The organism is Rhodothermaceae bacterium (assembly GCA_009838195.1).
Lineage (GTDB): Bacteria > Bacteroidota > Rhodothermia > Rhodothermales > Bin80 > Bin80.
Map to the genome: position 1 here is coordinate 126,716 of VXSC01000022.1, position 21,633 is coordinate 148,348.

Here is a 21,633-nt window from a genome sequence, read left to right on the forward strand (position 1 = left end):
CATGGCAGATTTTATTCGTAATCCGGTGGTTGCACTCCCGGATCCAAACCCAGAGCCGCACTTTTCCGAGAAACAGCTCTCCTTTACAGAGGAGGAAAAAGCCAGGATTGCAGGTTGGGTCCGGCAGTATCCCACATCGGATGGAGCAGTAATGTGGACACTTTGGCTTGCACAGGAGAAATTTGGATTTCTACCACCAGAGGTTTTGCAACTGGTTGCAGCCGAGCTCTCCCTACCTTATGCACAGGTGTACGGGGTCGCAACCTTCTATACGCAGTACTTCAAAGAAAAGAAGGGGACTTTTGTACTGGACGTATGTACGTGCTTTTCGTGTCAGTTCTGTGGTGGTTACGATATTCTGGCCTATCTGGAAGAGAAGTTGGAGGTAAAGCGTGGGCATACGTCGGCCTGTGGGCGCTATACTTTGCAGGAGGTGGAGTGTCTGGGTGCATGTGGTTCCGCTCCCATGATGCAGGTCAATAATGGCCCCTATGCCCATAACTTGACTCCCGAAAAAGTCGATGAGTTACTGGAAGCTCTCGAAGCCGGCAAGTCATTGCCGTTTGTATCAATTACGCTGCCGCAGGACGAAGATGAAATGGGCGGGAACAGGCGAACTGATGCGGAATCGGTGGAAAATTATGTGACCCCTCCACGATCAGAACGAACTCAGTAATCCGCCTGAAACTGTCATGCATCCAAAGGCCTTATTTCGGGACAGAATGAGAGACGTATTATGACGAAGGCGGGGAACTGGAAATCTTATGAGCGGGTGCTTCTGCCTCCGGTCAAAAATTTGCATCACCTCGATGTCTATCGTGCCGGTGGTGGGTATGAGACTCTGCACAAGGTCGTCAAGGAACTGGAGCCTCAGGAGGTGACAGCTGAGATGAAGCGCAGTGGGTTGCGTGGCAGGGGAGGAGCAGGGTTCCCTACAGGGCTCAAATGGAGTTTCATGCCCCCGGTCAAGCCGGAGGTGCCCCGCTACCTGTGTTGTAATGCAGATGAAAGTGAACCAGGGACATTCAAGGATCGGCAACTCATGGAGTACAACCCTCACCTCTTGTTTGAGGGGATCCTGATCGCCTGTTATGCTATGTCCCTCAAAGCATGCTATCTGTATGTTCGCGGCGAGTATGCAAGTTGGATCACGCATATGGAGGAGGAGCTGGAAAAAGTGTATGACGCAAAATTGGCAGGCAAAAACATGCTGGGAACGAATCACAGTATGGACATCATTCTCCATAAGGGAGCAGGTGCTTACATATGTGGTGAGGAGACCAGTTTGATGGAATCCCTTGAGGGGAAACGGGCCTATCCCCGGATTAAGCCACCATTTCCGGCACAATCAGGGATTTGGGGATATCCCACTACGATCAATAATGTGGAGACGCTCGCCTGTGCCCCGCTCATTCTGGATCGAGGGGCCGATTGGTTTGCGGCAATTGGTGCAGAGAAAAACCCAGGGCCTCTGCTTTATGGGATTTCGGGGCATGTGAATCGACCGGGCGTATATGAATATCCAACGGGGATGCTCATCACCGACCTTCTCGAGATTGCTGGAGGGATGCGTGGAAATAAAAGGCTTAAAGCACTTGTGCCTGGCGGGGCATCCGTGCCGGTGCTTCGGGCAGATATGATTGAGGGAGTCACGATGGATGTGGAGAGTTTGCAGAAAGCAGGCTCGATGTTGGGGACGGCCGGCATGCTATTTCTGGACGAGGACACGGATATGGTTGCGTTCTTGCGCCGGGTCGCACATTTTTACCACCATGAAAGTTGTGGACAGTGTACTCCGTGCAGGGAAGGTACAGGGTGGATGGAGAATTTGATCACCCGAATTGATGATGGCGAAGGAAACCTTCGGGACCTTGATCTTTTGCTCGATCTCTGCGATCAAATGGAAGGGCGTACCGTTTGTGCATTGGCGGATGCGGCGGCTTGGCCTGTACGCAATACGATCAAGCGTTTCCGGGAAGATTTTGAGCACCGATGCCGTCCGGCAGTCTGGGCAGTGAGTGCCTGAATATGAACATGACGATTGATACATGAAATACAACCTGATCCTTGTCGTTATCTTTTTTATCGCCTGTAATCGTGCAGAGCCCATCAGCGATGCCGTCTATGGACTAGTGCCAGACGTTGCAGATGCCGTCCCGATAGAGGCTGTTGTATCGGAGCCGCAACACTATACGGGGACGAATGTGGCGGTTGCAGGAACCGTACACGAAGTCTGTCAGATGGATGGATGCTGGTTGATGCTCCGAAGTATAGATACAGAAGATGGCCTGCGCGTTCATGCCGAGATGGATAAGGATGGCGAGTACCAGTTTACCGTGCCCAAAGATATCAGTGGTCGCCATGCCATCGTCTTTGGGGTGATCTCGATTCCAGAGGAGTGGGCAGAAGCGCACTACCAGGAGGATGCACCGGGGCCGAGACCGGTGCTTTCCATGAGCGCAGTAGGTGTTCGTGTGTCTCCAGAAGAATCCAGTTAGATTTTCCATGCCCCAGGTCATCATAGACGGCAAGCAATACGAGTTTGAAGGTCGGCCGAGTTTGCTCCAGTTTTGTCTGGATCACGGCATCGAACTTCCCCATTTTTGTTACCATCCGTCCATGTCAGTGCCGGCAAACTGTCGACAGTGTCTAGTAGATATTGGGGCGCCGATGCGGGATCGGCAGACGGGTGAGATCCAGGTGGATGAGAAGGGAGAACCCGTCATCCAGTATTTCCCCAAGCTGCAGACCAGTTGCAGCCATATCCTATCAGACGGACAGGTCGTTCATACTGCACGCTCAAGTGAGAAGGTTGCAGATGCGCAGCGTGATACCTTGGAGCTCCTGCTCATTAACCATCCACTTGATTGTCCAATCTGCGATCAGGCGGGGCATTGCCCTCTTCAGATTCAGGCGTACAAGTACGGGCCGGAAGGATCGCGATTTGAATTCCGTAAGGTTCACAAGCCGAAGAAGGTCAAGCTTGGTCCACGCGTTGTGTTGGATGCGGAGCGTTGCATCAACTGTACACGTTGTGTGCGCTTCACAGATGAAATTTCCCAAAGTGGACAACTCACAATTATCGAACGCGGGGTGAAGAATTACCCGATTACGCCGCCGGGGGTTTCGTTTGATGAACCCTACTCCATGAATGTGATTGACTTGTGCCCGGTTGGTGCGCTGACCTCTGTTGATTTTCGATTTCAGGCGAGGATCTGGGAGATGGCCAGCACCCCATCCATCACGACAACCAACGCGAAGGGGTCGAATTGTCATCTATGGGTCCGGGACAACCTAGTGTTGCGGATTACGCCGCGTACCAATCCAGATGTCAATGAATTCTGGCTTCCCGACGAAGATCGTTTAGCCTATCAACGCTTTAACGAAGATCGGCCTGCAGGTCCTTCGATCGCAGGAGAGACCAGTTCATCCTCATGGGATGAATCGTTTCAGAAAGCTGCGGAAGTCTTGCAGGATGCGGGCGAGCGTGCTGTATTTATTGCGTCCGCTCATGCGACGGTTGAGGATAACTGGATGTTGATACAGCTCGCAGATGCAGTTGGGGGGCAGGTTGCCGGCTATATACCTCATATTGAGCCCGGACACGGGGATGATTGGCTTTGTACAGATGACCGGGCTCCGAACAGCCAAGGGTGTGAGCGTCTGGGACTATTGCCGATTGATCTGTCACTCTGGCGTGCACGGATTGAATCTGGAGAGGTCTCGGTTCTGTATGTTCTGGAGGATGATCCAGTTGCTTCAGGGCTGTGCAGCATTGAATCCTTGGCCGATATCGAGGTTATCCTGCATTACTATCACACGACCAATCAAACGCTTCCTGCGGCGAGTGTAGCACTGCCTGCGGCAATGGTTGCCGAGACAATTGGGACTTTTGTCAATGAATCCGGGCGGGCACAGCGAGTAATTCCTGCCAAAGCCATCAAGGGAACCAATCGGACGCTCATGATGCACATGGGACTCAGCCGTGCTGACCAGCATGGTACGCCTTTTGATCGCTGGCATAATGAATCTCACTATGTTGATTGTAAGCCCAGTTGGGAAATGATTCCAATCATATCAAGGATACTGGGCGTAGAAATTCATCCACAAGGCCCCAAAAAGGTTATGCAGCACATTAGCCAAACTGTCTCGGGGTTTGCAGGAGCCACACATGAGGCAATGGGACTAAGTGGTATCAACCTTCCACTCATTGAGACAGAGGTCATCAGTTAAGGGAGGATGGATCTATCGCCAGGATTATTGGCCTTGGTGGCCTTTGGGATCATCAACGTTATGTTGATATCGGCATCCTGTCTGGTTTATGCCGAGCGGAAAGTGTCTGCCTTCATCCAAAATCGACCAGGTCCGAACCGGGTCGGGCCCGGAGGTTTTTTTCAGCCGTTTGCAGACGTATTCAAGCTGGTCTTCAAGGAGGATACCGTTCCTGAGGGTGCAAGCAGGTTTGTTCATTCACTGGCCCCGGTGGTGATGGTTGTGATTGCGATGACGGTGCCGGCACTAATTCCGTATGCGCGTGGCTTTGTCATTGTGGACAGCGCAGTAGGGGTTCTGATCATCTTGGCGTTGACGAGTATCTCGGTCTATGGGGTCACGCTTGCTGGCTGGAGCAGTAACAGCAAGTTCTCCCTTCTTGGTGGGTTGCGCTCAAGTGCGCAGATGATTTCTTACGAGCTCTCAATGGGATTAGCTGTGGCCAGCGTCGTGATTACCGCCGGTTCGCTCAGTGTCGTGGAGATTGTAGAAGATCAGGCAATGGGGGGCGCAATCCTGGGATGGAATTTTTTCCGTAACCCTATTGGTGCCGTCCTGTTTATCATTACTGCTTTTGCAGAAACGAATCGCGCCCCGTTTGATTTGCCGGAGGCGGAACAGGAGTTGGTGGGAGGCTATCATACGGAGTACAGTGGGATGAAATTCGGCATGTTTTTTCTGGCTGAATATGTGAACTGGTTTGTCGCCTCGTTTGTGATTGCTACGCTCTTCTTTGGAGGCTACCTGATCCCATTTGAGCCGCAGTTACTTGCAGCTTTGCCGTGGCTTGAGGGCTCCATCTTACTGCCTCTGATGCAGGTAGGGAGTTTATTGGTCAAAGTTGCGTTCTTCGGATTCTTGTTTTTATGGGTACGCTGGACTCTGCCTCGCTTCAAATACAACCAGCTGATGCAGATTGGTTGGAAAGTATTACTGCCGGTTGCGCTTGTCAATGTGCTTTTGATGGCCATCATTGTCGCCATTTTTTCGTGAGACAGAATGTTGATTGCCCCCTCAATTCTTTCTGCTGATTTTGCAAGGCTGGAGTCCCATGCAGAAGAGGCCGTGGATGCAGGGGCGGATTGGCTGCATATTGATGTGATGGACGGACATTTTGTGCCGAACTTGACCTTCGGCCCGTTGGCGGTCGCTGCACTTGAACCACTGAAGCGAAGAACTGGTGTGGTCTTGGATACGCACCTGATGATTACGGAGCCCAAGCGGTATGTTGAGGATTTTGCCAAGGCGGGAGCGGATATTATTACCATTCACGTTGAAGCCTGCAAGGAGATCGGGCCTACGCTTCAGAAAATTCGTGCATTGGGATGTAAGCCAGGATTAACCCTGAATCCAGACACCCCTCTGGATCAATTAAGCCCTTGGCTCGATAAAATTGAAGTGGCAATGATTATGTCCGTGTATCCAGGATTTGCTGGTCAGTCCTATTTGCCCGAAGCGAGTCAGCGTACACGTCAACTGAGATCAATGATTGATCAGAGTCGTGGGGAAGTGTTATTGGAAGTAGATGGAGGCGTTGGTCCAGGTAATGTGCGCGAGGTTGCTGAAAATGGTGCAGATGTTGTGGTTGCGGGGAGTGCGGTCTTTGGAGGAGTTGTATCGGAACGTATCCGCGCGTTGCGCAATTCATCTGCCCCTGTAGCTCAACAGGATAGAGCGACGGCCTCCTAAGCCGTATATCCGGGTTCGAGTCCTGGCGGGGGTACCGTAATGCAAACAGCTTATATCGCATTGGGATCAAATTTAGGGGACCGACTTGCACGGTTGCAGCAGGCAGTAGCGGATTTACGGAAGATAGATCCGCATCTGCGGTGTTCACCGGTTTATGAAGGCGCAGCCCATACGCTTCGTCCCAGTGATGAATCCCCTGACTTTTTGAATGCGGTCGTAGAGTTACATACGGATTTAGAGATAGAGGACCTGTTGGATTTTTGCCAGGAAATCGAGCAGAAAGCGAATCGTCGACGATCGATCCCCTATGCCCCCAGAACCCTGGATCTGGATATTCTTACGCTGGGACAAATCACATGCAATACGGAACGGATAATACTTCCGCATCCCAGGCTGCAAGAGCGGCGGTTCGTGTTGCAGCCGTGGTACGATCTAGCCCCCGACAGCTACATTCCGAGTCCAGTTGGTACCACCGTGGCGGTAGCATTGGATCAATGCACAGATGATGTCCGACTGTTCAGGATGCCTTCGGGACTTCTCAGTGCAGATCAGGAACGTATATCGAGCGCGCTTGCTGTCGGGTGAATTTTTTGCAGTGGTGCCGCATCCCGGAAAACAAGTGTCACGTTTCTGAAAGGGTGCGTATCGATTTTTTCGGGGAGCAAGCGGGCCTGCGTTGCATATCATTCACTACTTCAAACTGTTGTCCAACTGAATGAATTTCGGAGTGGCTGTTTTACTTGCGGTGATCGGATACTTTATCGTACGGGCAGTTTGGCGTATTTACAGGGCAGTGGGCGTAGATCGTCCAGACCGCGGCAAAAAGCCTTTGCAGCAGACCTATCGGGATGAGTTCGGAGAAGAGCAGGAGGTAGAGGATGCTCGTTGGCGAGATCTGCCCTGAGATTTAGCTTCCGAATTTGAAGGTGAGCTTGTGGTTACTGGCAACGACAACCCCCTCTTTTCTTGCTGGACGAAATAGGGATCGCATGGCGGCGTTTATTGCTGCTTCTTCCAGCCCATACCCTAATTCATCCACTAGCGTCCGCGTATTTTCTTTTTCATCCAGCAGGTATCGCTCAAGGACTTGCGGGGATCGAACTTCCCCTCGTTGGTCTACGACCAGTGTGATCACGACTTCTGCACGTATTTTGCGCCGTTGTGCTGATCGAGGGTACTCTGGTGTAACAATTCGAATTGGTTTCGGTGGTTCGGAGGCAGCAATGCCAGTTGATCGAATTCCCTCAGGCTCGGCGGGGATTTCGTCCATAGGGGGACCTGTTACCGTCAGCGGGTTAAAATCAAGCGTCAGGTCTTCCTCTAGAATAATATCTTCCGGCCGGATCACGGGGGGTAGGGGTGGAGGTGGAGGTGGGGCAAGTCGAGTTTGGCGAGTCGTTACAATCTCTTCCATCTGGATCGCCTCGGGATCGGAATAGGTGATATCCAGGGGCCCCGGAGTCAGAGGAAGAGGCCATAGTTTTATGCAAAGCAAAACCAGTACCTGTGCCACTAAGATACTGGCAAGCAGGCGCAAGGTGTAATGATCTCCGTCGAAATGGCGCCGCATCCACTTGGGAGTCGTTGGTGTACTTTAAAAGTCTAAATCGAAAGCCGGTTCGGGTTGTACATAGTTACGGGGGATCCGTTGAGATGACGGCCTGGACTATCAGCAATGTAACCACCCTTCCGTTACAGTCGTCTGTCTCATAGCCTTCCCGCCATCCATGTACGTGAATCGAAAGAGCCTATTGTTAGGGTACGAAGCACATGTGCTCAAGTTTACGACCCCCGTTCAGTTCCATCGGATCCCTTTTCCAGATTCAGCGAAGCAATAGTTTATTCTTTTCAGTAATAAAAATTATCTATTTTTATTTATTATTGAAGAATTAAAATTAAATTTCGTATTTATTCTTAATAACATCGTTATTTAGCTGTCCTAGTTTCTGTGAAGCCATGATCTCGGCCGCAGAGCAGAAGCAGCCCCAGTTTTCCTCGATTATTGGGTATATTGGGGGCAATTGGCAGAGTTAAAATAAAAAATATATAATTTTTCTTATTTTGAGGGAATCAAAATTAAATTTTGTAATCATTCTCATAATATCGTTGTTTGGTTTTCCCAGTTTCTATGGAGCCATGAACTTGAACTCAGAGCAGGATCCTGCCCCTCTTCCTGGGCTATTGGACGGAATGGAGTGGCAGTCAGTAGGGTAATAATAAAAAATATGATATTTTCTTTATTTTTGAAGAATCAAATAAAGTTTTATGATTCCGCATGCAACATGACAAAATAACGTCTCGGATAGGAAGTAAGATTGTCATTTCTTCTGTAGGAGAGGAACGGGTTGAGGCATATTTGCCACCGCCGCTTCCCCCAGATCCACCGGTTAATATGCAAACGTTAACCGACAAACTGGGAAAGGCGCATTGGGTCATGGGAAGATTGGATGGCGTGAGTGCGATTTTGCCAGCTACTCCAATTTTTCTGTACGCATACGTCAGGCAGGAGGCGTTGCTATCATCCCAGATTGAAGGAACCCAGTCATCATTGTCTGATCTGCTACTCTTTGAGGTTGATGATGCACTTGGTAATCCCCCGGATGATGTACAGGAAGTGTCCAACTATGTGGCTGCGATGAATTATGGATTAGAACGTATCGCAGGCGGTTTCCCAGTAAGTCAGCGCTTGATGCTGGAAATACATGAAATCCTCCTTTCCAAAGGGCGTGGGAGTACAAAACTGCCAGGGGAATTTAGGCTATCACAAAATTGGATCGGAGGATCGCGTCCAGAGAATGCTTTGTACGTTCCCCCTCCCCCATGGTGTGTCGCCAATTTGATGAGCGACCTTGAAACATTTATTCACACGGATTATCCCGAATACACCGCTCTGGTCAAGGCTGGTTTGATGCATGTTCAATTTGAAACGATTCATCCATTCTTGGACGGGAATGGGTGCCTAGGGAGATTGATGATTACATTCTTGCTGTGCGCGAGTGGACTTCTAAGACATCCGATTCTCTATCTCAGTCTGCATTTCAAGACATACAGATCTCGTTATTATGAGTTATTACAGCGCGTGCGCACACATGGTGATTGGGAAACATGGCTTGAATTCTTTTTGGATGGTGTGATCCATACGTCGGAGCATGCTATCGAGACTACCCAAAAAATTCTCGAGCTATTTGAGAGAGACCATGAAAAGATTAAACAGTCGGGGAAGCTTGCGTCATCACCACTTCGGATACACAGAGTATTGCAGGAGCGTCCAGTGCTCTCGGCACCGTATGTCGTCAAGAGTGCTGGCATTTCGTTATCGACAGTATACAGTGCCCTCAGGCACCTTCAAAGCATAGGTATCGTGAGAGAAGTGACCGGAAAGAAAAAGAATCGCATTTTCGCGTATGACGAGTATTTTCAGATTTTGAACAAGATCAGTGATCCCACTGCATAAAGAGCCCGACTTAGGAGTAAGACTGACTTTACTGAGCTTGGAATAATGGGTTGTTAGAGAAATTGATGGGAAAGGGATGTAAAGGATGCAAGACCTCTTTATTGACACGAAGAGTTGGTGGATGCGGTGCAGGAGAATTTTGCTCGTTTAGCTCCTACGTACGGTGTTGATTTGGAATGTCCGCTGGCTGCCCTTATCTTTGGTCTGGGAGTTAATCTATTGCGAACAGGGGAGTGCCTTCTCGGTAACGAGAGGGCTTTTTTATGGGCAAAAAACCATGTTAATATCCGGGTAATATGAGTTTTGTACCACGACCTTCAAAGCTTGCATTGGCTGATGGCACGGTAGTCAACGGTACAGCAATTGGTGCCGGTGGTGAGAGTGGAGGGGAACTCTGCTTTAATACAAGTATGACAGGGTACCAGGAGATTCTTACCGATCCCTCCTATCATGGACAGATCATGATGATGACCTATCCTCATATTGGGAATTATGGTGCCCATGATGAGGATACCGAGGCGGCAAAACCAATGGTTTCCGCTTTGGTCGTCCGGGCATTTTCCCAGGAGTATTCCAACTTGCTGGCACAGGAATCCCTGCATAACTATATGGACCGACATGGTCTGGTCGGGATCACGGGAATAGATACCCGAAGACTGGTCCTACACATTCGTAAGTGCGGTGTTATGAATGCTGTGATCTCATCCGTAGACTTGGAGGATAGTTCTCTGATCGAAAAAGCGCAGGATTGGCCCAGCATGGAGGGATTGGAATTAGCGTCCAGAGTGACATGCAGTGAATCTTACGTATTCTCCGATTCAGGTGACCGACGTATTGCGGTCTATGATTTTGGGGTGAAAACGAATATCCTGCGCACGTTTGCAGCACTAGGATGTCAGGTTAGAGTTTTTCCTGGCGCGACCCCCCTGAAAGATGTCTTGTCCTGGTCCCCAGATGGATTATTCTTTTCGAATGGTCCTGGAGACCCGCGCGCCATGCCAGAGGCAGTGGATTGCGTGCGGGAGGCAATGACTACAGAATTACCTCTTTTTGGAATTTGCCTCGGGCATCAACTGATGGCGTTGGCACAGGGGATTGAGGTATTCAAGATGTATGTTGGTCACCGAGGAGCCAATCAGCCGGTCAAAAATCTTGCGACTGGACATGTTGAAGTAACGACTCAGAATCATGGATTCTCAGTTGATCCTGAGTCTGTGTCCGCTAAATTGGCAGACGTTTCCCATCTGAACCTCAATGATCAGACAGTTGAGGGCCTTCGATTTAAGAAATTTCAAGGATTCAGCGTTCAGTATCATCCCGAAGCATCTCCGGGGCCGCATGATAGTCGTTATCTGTTTGAAGAGTACCTAAAGATGTGTTCAAAAACCAAATCCTGATTGATGCCCCGGCGCACAGATATTCATAAAATTTTATTGATTGGATCTGGCCCGATCGTGATTGGCCAAGCTTGTGAATTTGATTACTCAGGAACGCAGGCATGCAGAGCACTCCGAAAAGAAGGGTATGAGGTTGTACTTATCAATTCCAACCCAGCTACAATCATGACCGATCCGATTACAGCGGATCGAATCTATATGGATGAATTGACAGCAGACTCAATCCGTCGTATTGTGGAAAAGGAGCGTCCAGATGCTGTGCTGCCAACTATGGGAGGTCAAACCGGATTGAACTTGGCCGATGAACTACAGCGGCAGGGATACTGGGAGGAGCAGGAGGTAAAAGTTATTGGTGTAGACATTGATGCAATTCATATCACGGAAGATCGACAGCAGTTTCGTGATTTGATGGAACAGATTGGTGTAGATCAGGCGAGAAGTCGGGTAGCCAAGAGTTTGCTTGAGGCCAAAGAGGTAATCCAATCTTTGGGCGGCTTGCCTGTAGTGATCCGACCATCTTTCACGCTTGGTGGCGCAGGAGGTGGGATCATATGGAGCCCAAGAGAGCTGGAACGCAAAATTATGCGTGGACTGGAGCTCTCTCCCGTTCATGAAGTTCTCGTGGAGGAATCGGTGTATGGTTGGAAGGAATTTGAATTGGAATTACTTCGGGATCGTAACGATAATGTGATCATCATTTGTACGATTGAGAATGTAGATCCCATGGGAGTTCACACGGGTGATTCTGTTACGGTGGCCCCCGCACAGACACTGACCGATAAGCAGTTTCAGCATATGCGGGACACCGCGATTCGGATGATGAGGTCCATTGGAACCTTCGCGGGAGGATGTAATGTCCAGTTTGGAATTAATCCAGTAGATGGACGCATGATTGCCATCGAGATCAACCCGCGCGTTTCCCGGTCATCCGCGTTGGCATCAAAGGCAACCGGGTACCCAATCGCGAAAGTAGCGGCGCGACTTGCGGTTGGTTATACCCTGGACGAACTCAAGAATGATGTGACCCAGACTACGAGTGCGTGTTTTGAACCTGCGATTGATTATGTGATTACTAAGATTCCTCGGTGGAATTTCGAGAAGTTTGAGGGGGTTGATGAGGAGTTGACGACGCAGATGAAAGCGGTCGGAGAGGTGATGTCCATTGGGAGAACCTTTACCGAAAGTCTACAGAAAGCCTGGCAGAGTCTGGAAATCGGCTATGCGGGATTAGGGGCGGACCGAGAGGATCCGAAGCGCCCTCATGTACGTGAGCGCCTGCAAAAATCCTATTGGGATCGAACGCTGCAAATCAGGAATGCATTTATCCACGGTGCATCCATGGATGAGGTGTACGATATCACCCGGGTTGACTATTGGTTTCTGCAGCAGATCAAGATGCTTGTTGATCTGGAAAATGAAACCCGTCAATTGCGCTTGCAGGACCTTACAGCAGAAAAACTTCTGAACCTGAAGCGGCATGGCTACTCCGATGTTCAGATTGCCTGGCTTGTCACGGACGAAGTCACGGAAGAAGAAGTACGTGCGCACCGGTTATCATTGGATATTAAATCTCAATTTCTCCTCGTAGATACGTGCGCTGGAGAATTCCCGGCAATCACGCCATATTTCTACTCCTCCTACGAAACCGAAAGTGAGAGCGTCGTTTCGGATCAGAAAAAAGTCGTCATCCTCGGTAGTGGCCCCAACCGGATTGGTCAGGGAATAGAATTCGACTATTCCTGCGTGCATGGTGTGCAGGCGGTACAAGAGATGGGGTATGAGGCAATCATGGTGAATTGCAACCCGGAGACCGTGTCAACTGACTTTGATATTGCAGACAAGCTCTACTTTGAGCCGGTATTCTGGGAACGGGTCCTTGATATTATTGAACACGAGCAGCCCGAAGGTGTCATTGTACAACTTGGCGGCCAGACCGCATTAAAACTGGCAGGCAAGTTGTCGGAGCGGGGGATCCGAATCTTTGGTACTCCCTATGATCGGATGGATTTGGCTGAGAATCGGGGCAAATTCTCCGACATCCTGAAAGAGTTGGAAATTCCGTTTCCCCCGTACGGGATGGCTCGGACCGTGTATGAAGCTGTGCGTGTTGCGGAATCCATTGGGTATCCTATTCTGGTTCGTCCCAGTTACGTCCTGGGAGGGCAGGGGATGAGGATTGCCATTAACAAGGAAGAAGTTGAGCGGTACGTTACAGATATTTATAAATTGTTGCCAGACAATGAAATTTTGCTTGATCTGTTTTTGAACAATGGGATTGAGGTTGATGTAGATGCCGTAAGGGATGCAGATGGAGAGGTATGGATTACAGGGATCATGCAGCACATTGAACCTGCAGGAGTACATTCAGGGGATTCGACAGCAGTCTTGCCTCCTCATTCTCTGGGTGAAACAGTTCTCGAAGAAATCAGGAAATACACAATTGCAATTGCAGATCGCTTGGAAGTTTTGGGATTGATGAATGTACAGATGGTTGTGCAGGATGAGTCGGTTTATGTGATCGAGGCAAACCCCCGTGCATCTCGCACGGTCCCGTTTGTTGCAAAGGCAACAGGGATCCCTGTTGCCCGAATTGCCAGTAAGGTCATCTTGGGAGCCAAGCTCAAGGAGTTTCGCAGTAAGGGAATGCTGGACTCCAAACTCAAAGGATACGCAATCAAAGAACCCGTATTCTCCTGGTCAAAGTTTCCTGAGGTTCGCAAGGAGTTGGGACCGGAAATGAAATCTACCGGCGAAACAATTGCCTTTGTAGATGCACTCACAGACAGGCACTTCAAACGTCCCTACGAAATGAGGAATCTCTATCTGTCGCGTTAACAGATGGCTGGACACAATAAATGGTCGAAAGTAAAGAGGCAAAAAGCGGTTACAGACAGCCGCCGTTCAAAGGTGTGGGCTGTGATTACTCGCGACATTATGGTTGCAGCCCGCGAAGGTGGAAAGGATCCAGATATGAATGCCCGGTTGGCTCTAGCCATCCAAAAAGCCAAGGGCAAGAATATGCCCAAGGAAAATATTGAGCGCGCGATCAAGCGTGGGGTAGGAGAGATTGAGGGACAGGATTATAAAGAATGTACTTATGAGGGATATAGTGCACAGGGTGTTGCCATCATGGTGGATGCACTGACCGATAATACAAACCGGACGGTTGCAGAGGTTCGTAGTGTATTTTCTAAGAGTGGTGGCAACTTGGCAAAATCGGGGAGTGTTGCGTATTTATTTGACCGTAAAGGCTTGATTCAGATTCGCTCAGATGCCATTGATGAACTGGAGCTCTTCGAACTAGCTGCTGACAGTGGGGCAGAGGATGTAGAAGAAGATGGTAATATATTTGTGGTGGTTACGCCGGTAGAAGCTTTTGAAACTGTTCAGGCCAAGATCTCTGCTGCCGAAGTCGAGATTGAGGAATCCCGTCTCGTTCGCGCTCCAATGACAACCGTTCAAAAATCGCCTGATCAGGTTCGCCAGACAGAAGCTCTGGTGGCAAAATTGGAGGATTTACAAGATGTGCAGGAGGTCTTCACGAATCTAGAGGTGTAATGCGGATTTTGGGTATAGATCCTGGTTCGTCACAAACCGGTTACGGCGTCATTGATGCCGATAATCGGGTGCACGGGTATGGGGTTGTTGCACTCACCGGGGATCATATGCTCCGCATCCAGACCATTTACCACGAGGTAACCAGGCTTGTAACGCAGCTAAAACCGAATACCTGTGCGATTGAAATGCCAGTATATGGAAGTAACCCGCAGGCAATGCTCAAACTTGGACGTGCCCAGGCAGCAGCAATGCTGGCGATTCTGAACCAAGGTCTATCCGTAGCACAGTACACACCAAAAACGGTGAAGCGGTCAGTTACGGGGAATGGGAATGCGAGCAAAGAGCAGGTTGCATATATGGTATCTAGCCTGCTGAAATTTGAAGGATTGAACGAGGGGGTCCCTCATGATGCATCGGATGCCTTGGCCGTTGCATTTTGCCATAAGGAGAGGGAGCTAACAGGTAAGAAGTCTGATCAGCCTCGCTATAGCGGATGGGCCGCATTTGTCCGGGAAAATCCGGACCGCGTGATTGAGGGTAAGTGAGGTAATTCTCGTGGAATTCGTACCCCATTCTGGCATGCGATCATGGCAGCAGTGAGCAGGGGGCCTGCGGTGTAATATCTCAAAATTGAGCACCTGACGTGGTGAAAATGCGTCTTTTTCCTCGGATAGGCGAGAAAAAATATTTTTTTTTCTCGCCAAGCTGGATTTAGGGGTTTTTACCTGAACATTGCTCATTAATCTGCGTTAGGGGCGCGTTGCAATTAACTATCCCAGACCCGTGCCGAAAAAACCTAAGACAAACAGTGAGTATCAGTTGGAGCGCCTGCCAGTCGTTCAGGTCTTCCACTGGAAAAGTCGATCCAAGCCCGCCCTGGAAAAAGGCGAGGAGGTCTATTATGGTCCCTTTCCAACTTCCTATGGAATTGGTGTAGTTCAAAATGTAACGAAAGGCCTCGTTTCGGTCGATTTTCGCGGCACGGGAAGTGCCCGTGTACATGAGGATGTCATCCACGAGCGTTACCTTGTTCCGCTCAAGGAAGCGGCTCTGTAGGGGACTGGCAAGCCTCCAGGCGGTTCGATTGAACCGCATAGTTTTTCATATTTTCGCCAAGCGCAAGATTGATGAATTTCGCGCTTGTTCGGGTGAGTTGTATCCATGAATTCTTTAGTTCTTCAGGGAGTTACCAAGTGTTTCGGCAAGGTCACTGCCGCTCAGGATATTTCGTTTACAGCTAGTTCCGGGCGGATTCTTGGACTTCTAGGGCCAAATGGTGCTGGAAAGACCACAACCATCCGTATGATCGCCAATATCTTTACGCCGGATGAAGGTACGGTTACATTTGGTGGACGTGAGGTGGGAGCATGGAGCCAAGAGAAAATGGGCTACCTTCCAGAAGAGCGGGGGCTATACAAAAAACTTAAGGTAAATGACCAACTGCGGTACCTAGCCGCGCTCAAGGGGCTGGGATCACAGGAGTCCGCCAGTAAAGTGGAGTACTGGCTGGATCGTCTTGGATTGACAAAATGGGGGGCACGAAAAGCTCAGGATCTATCGAAGGGGATGCAGCAAAAAGTACAATTCATTGCTACGGTGTTGGCAGATCCTCAACTGCTTATTCTGGATGAACCCTTTAGCGGGCTCGATCCAGTCAACAGCGAGCTGCTCCGGGAGATTATTGCCGAGATGAAGCAGCAAGGGCGGATTATCCTGTTCGCGAGTCATCGTATGGAGCAGGTGGAGCAGTTGTGCGATGACATTTGTCTGATTGCAAATGGGCGACTGGTGCTCAGCGGAGGTTTGAGGGAAATCAAAAATAGTTTTAAGCGCGAGAAGCTGGTCTTGGAATATGAAGGGGAGGTACCATTTCTGGATGCTATGCAGAAATCTGGCGAGATCCAGGTTCTGGAGCTCAGAGATGACGGGTGTGTTTTACGTATCTCGGAGGACTGTAATCCGAGAGCGTTGCTTGATCGCGTGTTATCGGTTCCTGATCTTGCGCTGTACCGTTTTGAGTTGCTTCAACCATCAATGAACGAAATATTCATTCGGACCGTGGGGGCCAGCGATGAGTCATAAGATCCTAGTGGTTACTCAGAGCGAGTTTATGCGCCGAGTGACCTCAAAAACCTTCATTTTGACTACGCTGTTGGGACCGGTACTGCTTGGAGGATTTATTGCGGCCATGATCGCGATCTCAGTCTCCACAATTGAGGATAGTCTCAACGAATCGTTCTCTACCGAGCCCCTTCGAATTGGCATCGCTGATGAGACAGGAGTTTTAGGAACTAGGATCATGGAGCAGGGCGCGGGTGAGAATACAATTGTGCTGATTGCACCTGATTCTGTCGAAGATGCAATGATCAATGGAGAGATCGATTCGTACGTCCACATTCCTTCAGAGATCATTACAACGAATGTACAACCAGTCCTGCACTCTATGGGTGGGGATAGATATGGAGTTCGGGTAACACTATCGGAAACCATTGAGAGATCCCTGAAAGATTTTCTTCTGGCCCAGAACAACGTTGCCCCGGATGTACGGGCAATTCTAGACCGATCCGTTTGGGTGGAATCGGTCGCCTATAATGAGGAACGGGAAGTAAGGGAGGAGGCTGAATCGGATGACGCGTACCTTGTCCTCGGAGGTATCCTTGGGATGCTGATGTACATGGGGATTCTTATCTATGGTACGTTGATCCTGTATGGAGCAATGGAGGAGAGAACGACACGGGTGGTTGAGGTGATTGTCTCCTCTGTTCGCCCATTTGATCTGCTGATGGGCAAGGTGCTGGGGATTGGCTTGGTAGGTTTTGCTCAGATGGCAACCTGGGCCGTAATGCTCGTCGGTGTTACGATATTGGCAGCACCACTGATAGAGCTATTCATCGATCCAGCAATGTATGATCTAGCGGCAGATGCAAGCACCCAGGAGCTCATGGCAGCAGCGGATATCCCGATACCAAGTATTTCGCCGGCCATACTGATTTGGTTTCTGCTCTACTTTGTAGGTGGTTATCTTCTCTATGGTGGGTTATTTGCCGCAGTCGGAACGATGGTTGACTCCCCGCAGGAGTCGCAGACCCTGCTACTTCCTCTGATGATGCCGATCATCATCTCGATCGTGTTCATGGGCACGGTCATTGTAGATCCGCATGGCTCGCTTGCTGTGGGTCTGTCGCTATTTCCCCTGACATCTTCGGTTCCAATGATCGTGCGCATTGCGATTGGTGGAGTCCCCCTTTGGCAGATTCTGCTGTCCTATGGACTACTTTTGGGTTCATTCCTGGCATCAATATGGGTCAGTGCACGAATTTATCGAGCAAGCCTTCTGATGTATGGAAAGAAGCCTTCCCTCAAGACGGTGATCGGGTATCTTCGAACTGGCTAAAGAGGTCTGGGCTTGTATTTCTGGCTTCCAACCGGAGAAGGGTTTCCTTGCGTTGGATCCCACCGCCGTATCCAGTCAGGTGGCCATTCGCACCGATCACCCGATGGCAGGGATAGACAATGGGGATTGGGTTTGAACCGTTCGCACGGCCTACAGCACGTGACAAGTTTACGTCGCCAAGTAGCCGGGCAAGTTGTCCGTATGAGCGAGTCTCACCATAGGGGATTGTCTCCAGTAAAGTCCAGACCCGTTTCTGAAATGCCGTTCCATGTGGATCAAGTTTAATTGAGAAGCGGGTAAGCTTTCCTGAGAAGTATGCATCAAGCTCGTGCGCAGCCGCCTCGAAAGGAATACCGGCCGGTTCGTAGTCCGATATCGCCCCGTATTCAATGTTTGTCAGACCAACAGACGAGAAAACTAGAGTCAAAGGGCCAAGCGGCGATTTAGGGATTACCCCGCATGTAGAGTTTTGTGGGACAATTAGCATGGGTAAAGCGTTTCAGGCCCCCTGAGTAATTATGATCAATAATATCATTTTTTAACGTAATGGAAACCTTTGTCCGTGAGACTGGCGACATGGTCCGCGTTTTGGAAATCAAGGCAGAGGCCTCGGATCTTGAAACAGATGTGCGGCTGGCGGTAAAAAAACAGCAGTCTGTGACTGTGCGACGCGGGTTTCGGCCAGGCCATGTTCCCCGCAAGATGATTCGGCGCATACACGCGAGCGAGATTGAGGATATCGTCGTTCAGGATCTAGTCAAGGAAGTGTTCGAGGATATAGTTATACGCAGTGATAAACATGACGTAGTTGGACGACCTCGTGAGATTTCCCGTGAATATAAGCTAGAAGAAGATTTGCACGTTCAAATTGAATTTTATGTGCTTCCCAAGATCGAATTGAAGGATTTCACAGAGCAGGTGCTTGAAGTTCCCGTCGCCGAGGTGACGGGTGATCTCGTTCAGTATTTAATTAAAATTCGGATGGCTCCACATCTGCCCATCAGATCACTTAATACGGATGAGAAAATTGGTGAGGCGGACTTGGGCATGTTTGACCGAATAACGTTCGAGTACGAAAATGTTGATCGCAAAACAGGACATGTTCTAATAGGAGCGGGGGACACGAAAACGAAGCAGTATTTTGACTATGCCACCGCTGTGCGTATGGGCCCGGAACATCTTGAGTTCGGAGAGACCTTCAAAGGGTACTCCGCTGGAGATGAATTTGTTATAGAAGACGATGAGAGCAATTCCGGATTGGTTCGGACGGATTCGAAAGAATCAAATCTACGGGTTAAGATTTTGGAGGCCGAGCGGTATGATTGGCCAGAAATTGACGATGAATGGGCCGCTAAAATCAGCGATGATTCAGTGAATTCACCGAAAGAATTAAATGGATGGGCACAGGAATATCTTGAGGATAGCTGCGAAAAAGCAAGTCGCAGAATGTTGGAGGGGCTCGTACAGAAGCGAATTTGTGAGCTACATCCCTTTTCCATTCCGGTAGAATTCCTAGAAGAGATCAACTCATTAGAACCTGGTGCTCTCCAGGAGACACCGACGGGCAAGCAACTTGCTGATATGATGAGAGAGCAAGTACGCTGGAATTTGTTACTCCCTGCCATTGAGGAGCGGCTTAATTCTACGTTGCCTGAGGAGTCCTCAGTCTCCGAATCTGCGAATGAGAATGCAGAGCAGGAAGGATCATCTGAAAAGAAAATTCTTGCTGAATTAGCGGAGCAGTTTAAGATTAAGCAGATCCCTGCCACCGAATGGCAGATGATGCGTATTGTAGCAGAGGAAAACCCTGTGAATAAGCCAACCCCAACAGACGGTGCCGATTAGATGGTAGATGATTTTGTCAAGTTTTCGAAAAGCCTCCAGTTGCCGGAGAGTATCTATAAAAAGGGGCTTGGAGATCAGCCCATCGGGAACTTGGTTCCAATGGTGGTTGAGCAAACATCCCGTGGAGAACGGGCCTACGATATATTCAGCCGTCTACTCAAGGAGCGTATCATTATCTTGGGTACACCCATCAATGATATAGTGGCAAACTTGGCGGTTGCCCAGTTACTATACCTGACTAGTGAAGACCCGGAGCGGGACATTAATATTTACATTAATTCACCGGGTGGACTGGTATACAGTGGGCTCGGCGTTTACGATACGATCCAGTACGTTTCGTGCCCGGTTGCGACTATTTGCGTAGGTTTAGCCGCATCTTTGGGGTCAGTACTGTTAGCTTCGGGAACGAAAGAGCACCGAGCGGCGCTTCCGAACTCCCGTATCATGTTACACCAACCTCTGGGAGGGGCCCAAGGGCAGGCATCGGACATCGAAATACAGGCCCGGGAAATTTTATGGTTGAAACAACGACTGTATGAGATCCTGGCACGACATACGGGGCAGGATACCGACACGATCGAGAAGGACGCAGATCGGGATTACTGGCTAAGTTCCCAGGAAGCCAAAGAGTATGGGCTAATTGATCGTGTACTTGAACCACAAGTACTTCCAAAGAAAAAGTGAGGGTACCGCGTACGGGATTTGAACCCGTGTTACCGGCGTGAGAGGCCGGCGTCCTAGACCCCTAGACGAACGCGGCAATGGGGTATTTTACTTGGAATAACCCCGGAGGGTTGCCCTATGCGGGATATAGTATGCTGCTCTGGAACCTCATCTTTTGGATGAAGGTAGCACCTAGGTGACTTTTGTGCTATGTCTGCGGTTATATATTTGGACTACAATGCTACGACGCCGGTTGATCCTCGCGTCGTGGACAAGATGTTGCCATACTTCACAGAACATTATGGCAACCCTTCCAGCCAGGCACACATGTACGGGTGGGCCGCAAATGCCGCGGTTGAGAAGGCACGTATGGAAGTTGCACAATGTCTTGGTGCATCCAGGCCAAGTGAAATCACCTTTACGAGCGGTGCAACGGAAGGGATTAATGCAGCAATCAAAGGTGTAGCTGAGGTCCGTTCCCGTCGCGGAAATCACATCGTTACCGTGCAAACTGAGCATAGCGCAGTGACCCATGCCTGTCAGCATCTGCAGCAGCAGGGATGGCACGTCACGTATTTACCGGTTAATTCAGATGGGCTTCTTGATCTTGACTCCTTAGAGGACAGTCTCACCGATGAGACGGTCTTGGTATGTATTATGTGGGCCAATAACGAGACAGGAGTTATACAGCCGATTTCTGAAATAGCAGGATTAGTTCGGGGGCGTGGGATTCCGTTCATGACGGACGCGACGCAGGCGGTTGGCAAGCTGCCGGTATCGGTGGACGATGTAGATATCCTCGTTTGCAGTGGACACAAAGTGTACGGTCCCAAGGGGGTAGGTGCAATGTTTGTTCGTAGTCGTGTACGGTGCGCCCCATTGATTGATGGGGGTGGACAGGAACGGGGGAAGCGAAGCGGTACCCACAACGTCCCGGGAATTGTTGGCATGGGTGAGGCCTTTCGGCTGGCGAAACTAGAGTGTGAACAGGATGCAAAGCGCCTTTCCACTTTGCGTGACAAATTTGAACAAGACCTGATAGATTCGGGAGTTGCAGTTCAAATTAATGGCGCCGGTGCTGACAGGCTCCCCCAAACAAGTAGCGTATCCTTTCCAGATTTGAACCTGGAGAGACTTCTCTTGTCTATTCGTACGCTGGCAGTGGGGACCGGAAGCGCGTGTGGATCCGGTAAGAGCATGCCCAGCCCGGTACTATCCGCAATGGGTGTTGGAGATGATGCCGCTAGGCAGACCTTGCGAGTCAGTTTAGGGCGTCCAACAACCAAACAAGACGTTTTTCAGGCCTCTGAATTACTTATGAAGGCCTTAGATGGACTTTACAACAAAGCTGCATGACTCAG

The 21,633-nt window shown here is 49.8% G+C and carries 21 protein-coding genes and 2 tRNA genes; 20 read left to right on the forward strand and 3 right to left on the reverse strand.

The genetic code is table 11. From position 1 onward, the window contains the following. Window position 1: 1 nt before the first annotated feature. The 9 genes from F4Y64_05485 (at window position 2) to F4Y64_05525 (ending at window position 6,865) form a co-directional block, all read left to right on the forward strand. Complete coding sequence (locus F4Y64_05485) at window positions 2-676, forward strand: NAD(P)H-dependent oxidoreductase subunit E (protein MXX97050.1); 675 nt, start codon at window positions 2-4, stop codon at window positions 674-676. A 60-nt stretch (window positions 677-736) separates the two neighbouring features. After that, the gene (gene nuoF, locus F4Y64_05490) at window positions 737-2,026 is read left to right on the forward strand and encodes an NADH-quinone oxidoreductase subunit NuoF (protein ID MXX97051.1); all 1,290 of its coding nucleotides are present in this window, start codon (window positions 737-739) and stop codon (window positions 2,024-2,026) included. Window positions 2,027-2,048: 22 nt separating this feature from the next. Further along, window positions 2,049-2,498: a DUF4920 domain-containing protein gene (locus tag F4Y64_05495; protein ID MXX97052.1), complete on the forward strand. Its 450-nt coding sequence runs from the start codon at window positions 2,049-2,051 to the stop codon at window positions 2,496-2,498. A gap of 7 nt (window positions 2,499-2,505) precedes the next feature. Further along, entirely contained in the window at window positions 2,506-4,233 is a 1,728-nt protein-coding gene (locus tag F4Y64_05500; GenBank protein MXX97053.1) for a 2Fe-2S iron-sulfur cluster binding domain-containing protein, read from the forward strand. Between the two features lie 6 nt (window positions 4,234-4,239). Further along, window positions 4,240-5,265, forward strand: coding sequence for an NADH-quinone oxidoreductase subunit NuoH (gene nuoH / locus F4Y64_05505; protein ID MXX97054.1), 1,026 nt, complete (start codon window positions 4,240-4,242; stop codon window positions 5,263-5,265). Window positions 5,266-5,271: 6 nt separating this feature from the next. After that, window positions 5,272-5,961, forward strand: coding sequence for a ribulose-phosphate 3-epimerase (gene rpe, locus F4Y64_05510; GenBank protein MXX97055.1), 690 nt, complete (start codon window positions 5,272-5,274; stop codon window positions 5,959-5,961). Continuing rightward, a tRNA-Arg gene (locus F4Y64_05515) sits at window positions 5,923-5,995 on the forward strand. The genes rpe and F4Y64_05515 overlap by 39 nt, the downstream gene beginning before the upstream one ends. A gap of 5 nt (window positions 5,996-6,000) precedes the next feature. Next, window positions 6,001-6,546, forward strand: a complete 546-nt coding sequence (gene folK / locus F4Y64_05520) for a 2-amino-4-hydroxy-6-hydroxymethyldihydropteridine diphosphokinase (GenBank protein MXX97056.1) — start codon at window positions 6,001-6,003, stop codon at window positions 6,544-6,546. Window positions 6,547-6,676: 130 nt separating this feature from the next. Beyond that, a complete protein-coding gene (locus tag F4Y64_05525; protein ID MXX97057.1) occupies window positions 6,677-6,865 on the forward strand; it encodes a DUF2062 domain-containing protein in 189 nt (62 codons plus the stop codon). A gap of 3 nt (window positions 6,866-6,868) precedes the next feature. Here the strand turns inward: F4Y64_05525 and F4Y64_05530 are convergent, their stop codons facing one another. Then, the gene (locus F4Y64_05530) at window positions 6,869-7,531 is read right to left on the reverse strand and encodes an energy transducer TonB (protein ID MXX97058.1); all 663 of its coding nucleotides are present in this window, start codon (window positions 7,529-7,531) and stop codon (window positions 6,869-6,871) included. 705 nt (window positions 7,532-8,236) lie between these two features. On the opposite strand from F4Y64_05530, the gene F4Y64_05535 reads away from it, so the two are divergent. The 8 genes from F4Y64_05535 to F4Y64_05570 all read left to right on the forward strand — a co-directional run bounded on the left by F4Y64_05535 (window position 8,237) and on the right by F4Y64_05570 (window position 17,764). Further along, the gene (locus F4Y64_05535; GenBank protein MXX97059.1) at window positions 8,237-9,415 is read left to right on the forward strand and encodes a Fic family protein; all 1,179 of its coding nucleotides are present in this window, start codon (window positions 8,237-8,239) and stop codon (window positions 9,413-9,415) included. A 296-nt stretch (window positions 9,416-9,711) separates the two neighbouring features. Further along, window positions 9,712-10,812 (forward strand): glutamine-hydrolyzing carbamoyl-phosphate synthase small subunit, encoded by a 1,101-nt coding sequence (carA, locus tag F4Y64_05540; GenBank protein ID MXX97060.1) that lies wholly within the window; start codon window positions 9,712-9,714, stop codon window positions 10,810-10,812. A 3-nt stretch (window positions 10,813-10,815) separates the two neighbouring features. Continuing rightward, window positions 10,816-13,647, forward strand: a complete 2,832-nt coding sequence (gene carB, locus F4Y64_05545) for a carbamoyl-phosphate synthase large subunit (GenBank protein MXX97061.1) — start codon at window positions 10,816-10,818, stop codon at window positions 13,645-13,647. Window positions 13,648-13,650: 3 nt separating this feature from the next. Further along, a complete protein-coding gene (locus tag F4Y64_05550; GenBank protein ID MXX97062.1) occupies window positions 13,651-14,370 on the forward strand; it encodes a YebC/PmpR family DNA-binding transcriptional regulator in 720 nt (239 codons plus the stop codon). Further along, the gene (ruvC, locus tag F4Y64_05555; protein ID MXX97063.1) at window positions 14,370-14,915 is read left to right on the forward strand and encodes a crossover junction endodeoxyribonuclease RuvC; all 546 of its coding nucleotides are present in this window, start codon (window positions 14,370-14,372) and stop codon (window positions 14,913-14,915) included. Before F4Y64_05550 ends, ruvC begins: the two co-directional genes overlap by 1 nt. A gap of 220 nt (window positions 14,916-15,135) precedes the next feature. Next, entirely contained in the window at window positions 15,136-15,426 is a 291-nt protein-coding gene (locus F4Y64_05560; GenBank protein ID MXX97064.1) for a hypothetical protein, read from the forward strand. 105 nt (window positions 15,427-15,531) lie between these two features. Continuing rightward, a complete protein-coding gene (locus tag F4Y64_05565) occupies window positions 15,532-16,452 on the forward strand; it encodes an ATP-binding cassette domain-containing protein (protein ID MXX97065.1) in 921 nt (306 codons plus the stop codon). Then, window positions 16,442-17,764, forward strand: coding sequence for an ABC transporter permease (locus F4Y64_05570; GenBank protein MXX97066.1), 1,323 nt, complete (start codon window positions 16,442-16,444; stop codon window positions 17,762-17,764). Before F4Y64_05565 ends, F4Y64_05570 begins: the two co-directional genes overlap by 11 nt. Here the strand turns inward: F4Y64_05570 and F4Y64_05575 are convergent. Further along, window positions 17,730-18,251 carry a methylated-DNA--[protein]-cysteine S-methyltransferase gene (locus F4Y64_05575; protein ID MXX97067.1) on the reverse strand — a complete coding sequence of 174 codons (522 nt, stop codon included), beginning with the start codon at window positions 18,249-18,251 and terminating at the stop codon, window positions 17,730-17,732. The two genes, F4Y64_05570 and F4Y64_05575, sit on opposite strands and share 35 nt — an antisense overlap. 59 nt (window positions 18,252-18,310) lie before the next feature. Here F4Y64_05575 and F4Y64_05580 point away from each other — a divergent pair, with 59 nt between their 5' ends. Continuing rightward, the gene (locus F4Y64_05580; GenBank protein ID MXX97068.1) at window positions 18,311-19,609 is read left to right on the forward strand and encodes a hypothetical protein; all 1,299 of its coding nucleotides are present in this window, start codon (window positions 18,311-18,313) and stop codon (window positions 19,607-19,609) included. After that, on the forward strand, window positions 19,610-20,293 hold the full coding sequence (locus F4Y64_05585; GenBank protein MXX97069.1) for an ATP-dependent Clp protease proteolytic subunit: 684 nt from the start codon (window positions 19,610-19,612) through the stop codon (window positions 20,291-20,293). Window positions 20,294-20,296: 3 nt separating this feature from the next. Here the strand turns inward: F4Y64_05585 and F4Y64_05590 are convergent. Then, window positions 20,297-20,369: transfer RNA gene (locus tag F4Y64_05590), tRNA-Glu, on the reverse strand. A gap of 113 nt (window positions 20,370-20,482) precedes the next feature. Between F4Y64_05590 and F4Y64_05595 the strand changes: the two genes are divergently transcribed. After that, window positions 20,483-21,628 carry a cysteine desulfurase gene (locus tag F4Y64_05595; protein ID MXX97070.1) on the forward strand — a complete coding sequence of 382 codons (1,146 nt, stop codon included), beginning with the start codon at window positions 20,483-20,485 and terminating at the stop codon, window positions 21,626-21,628. Window positions 21,629-21,633: the final 5 nt, after the last annotated feature.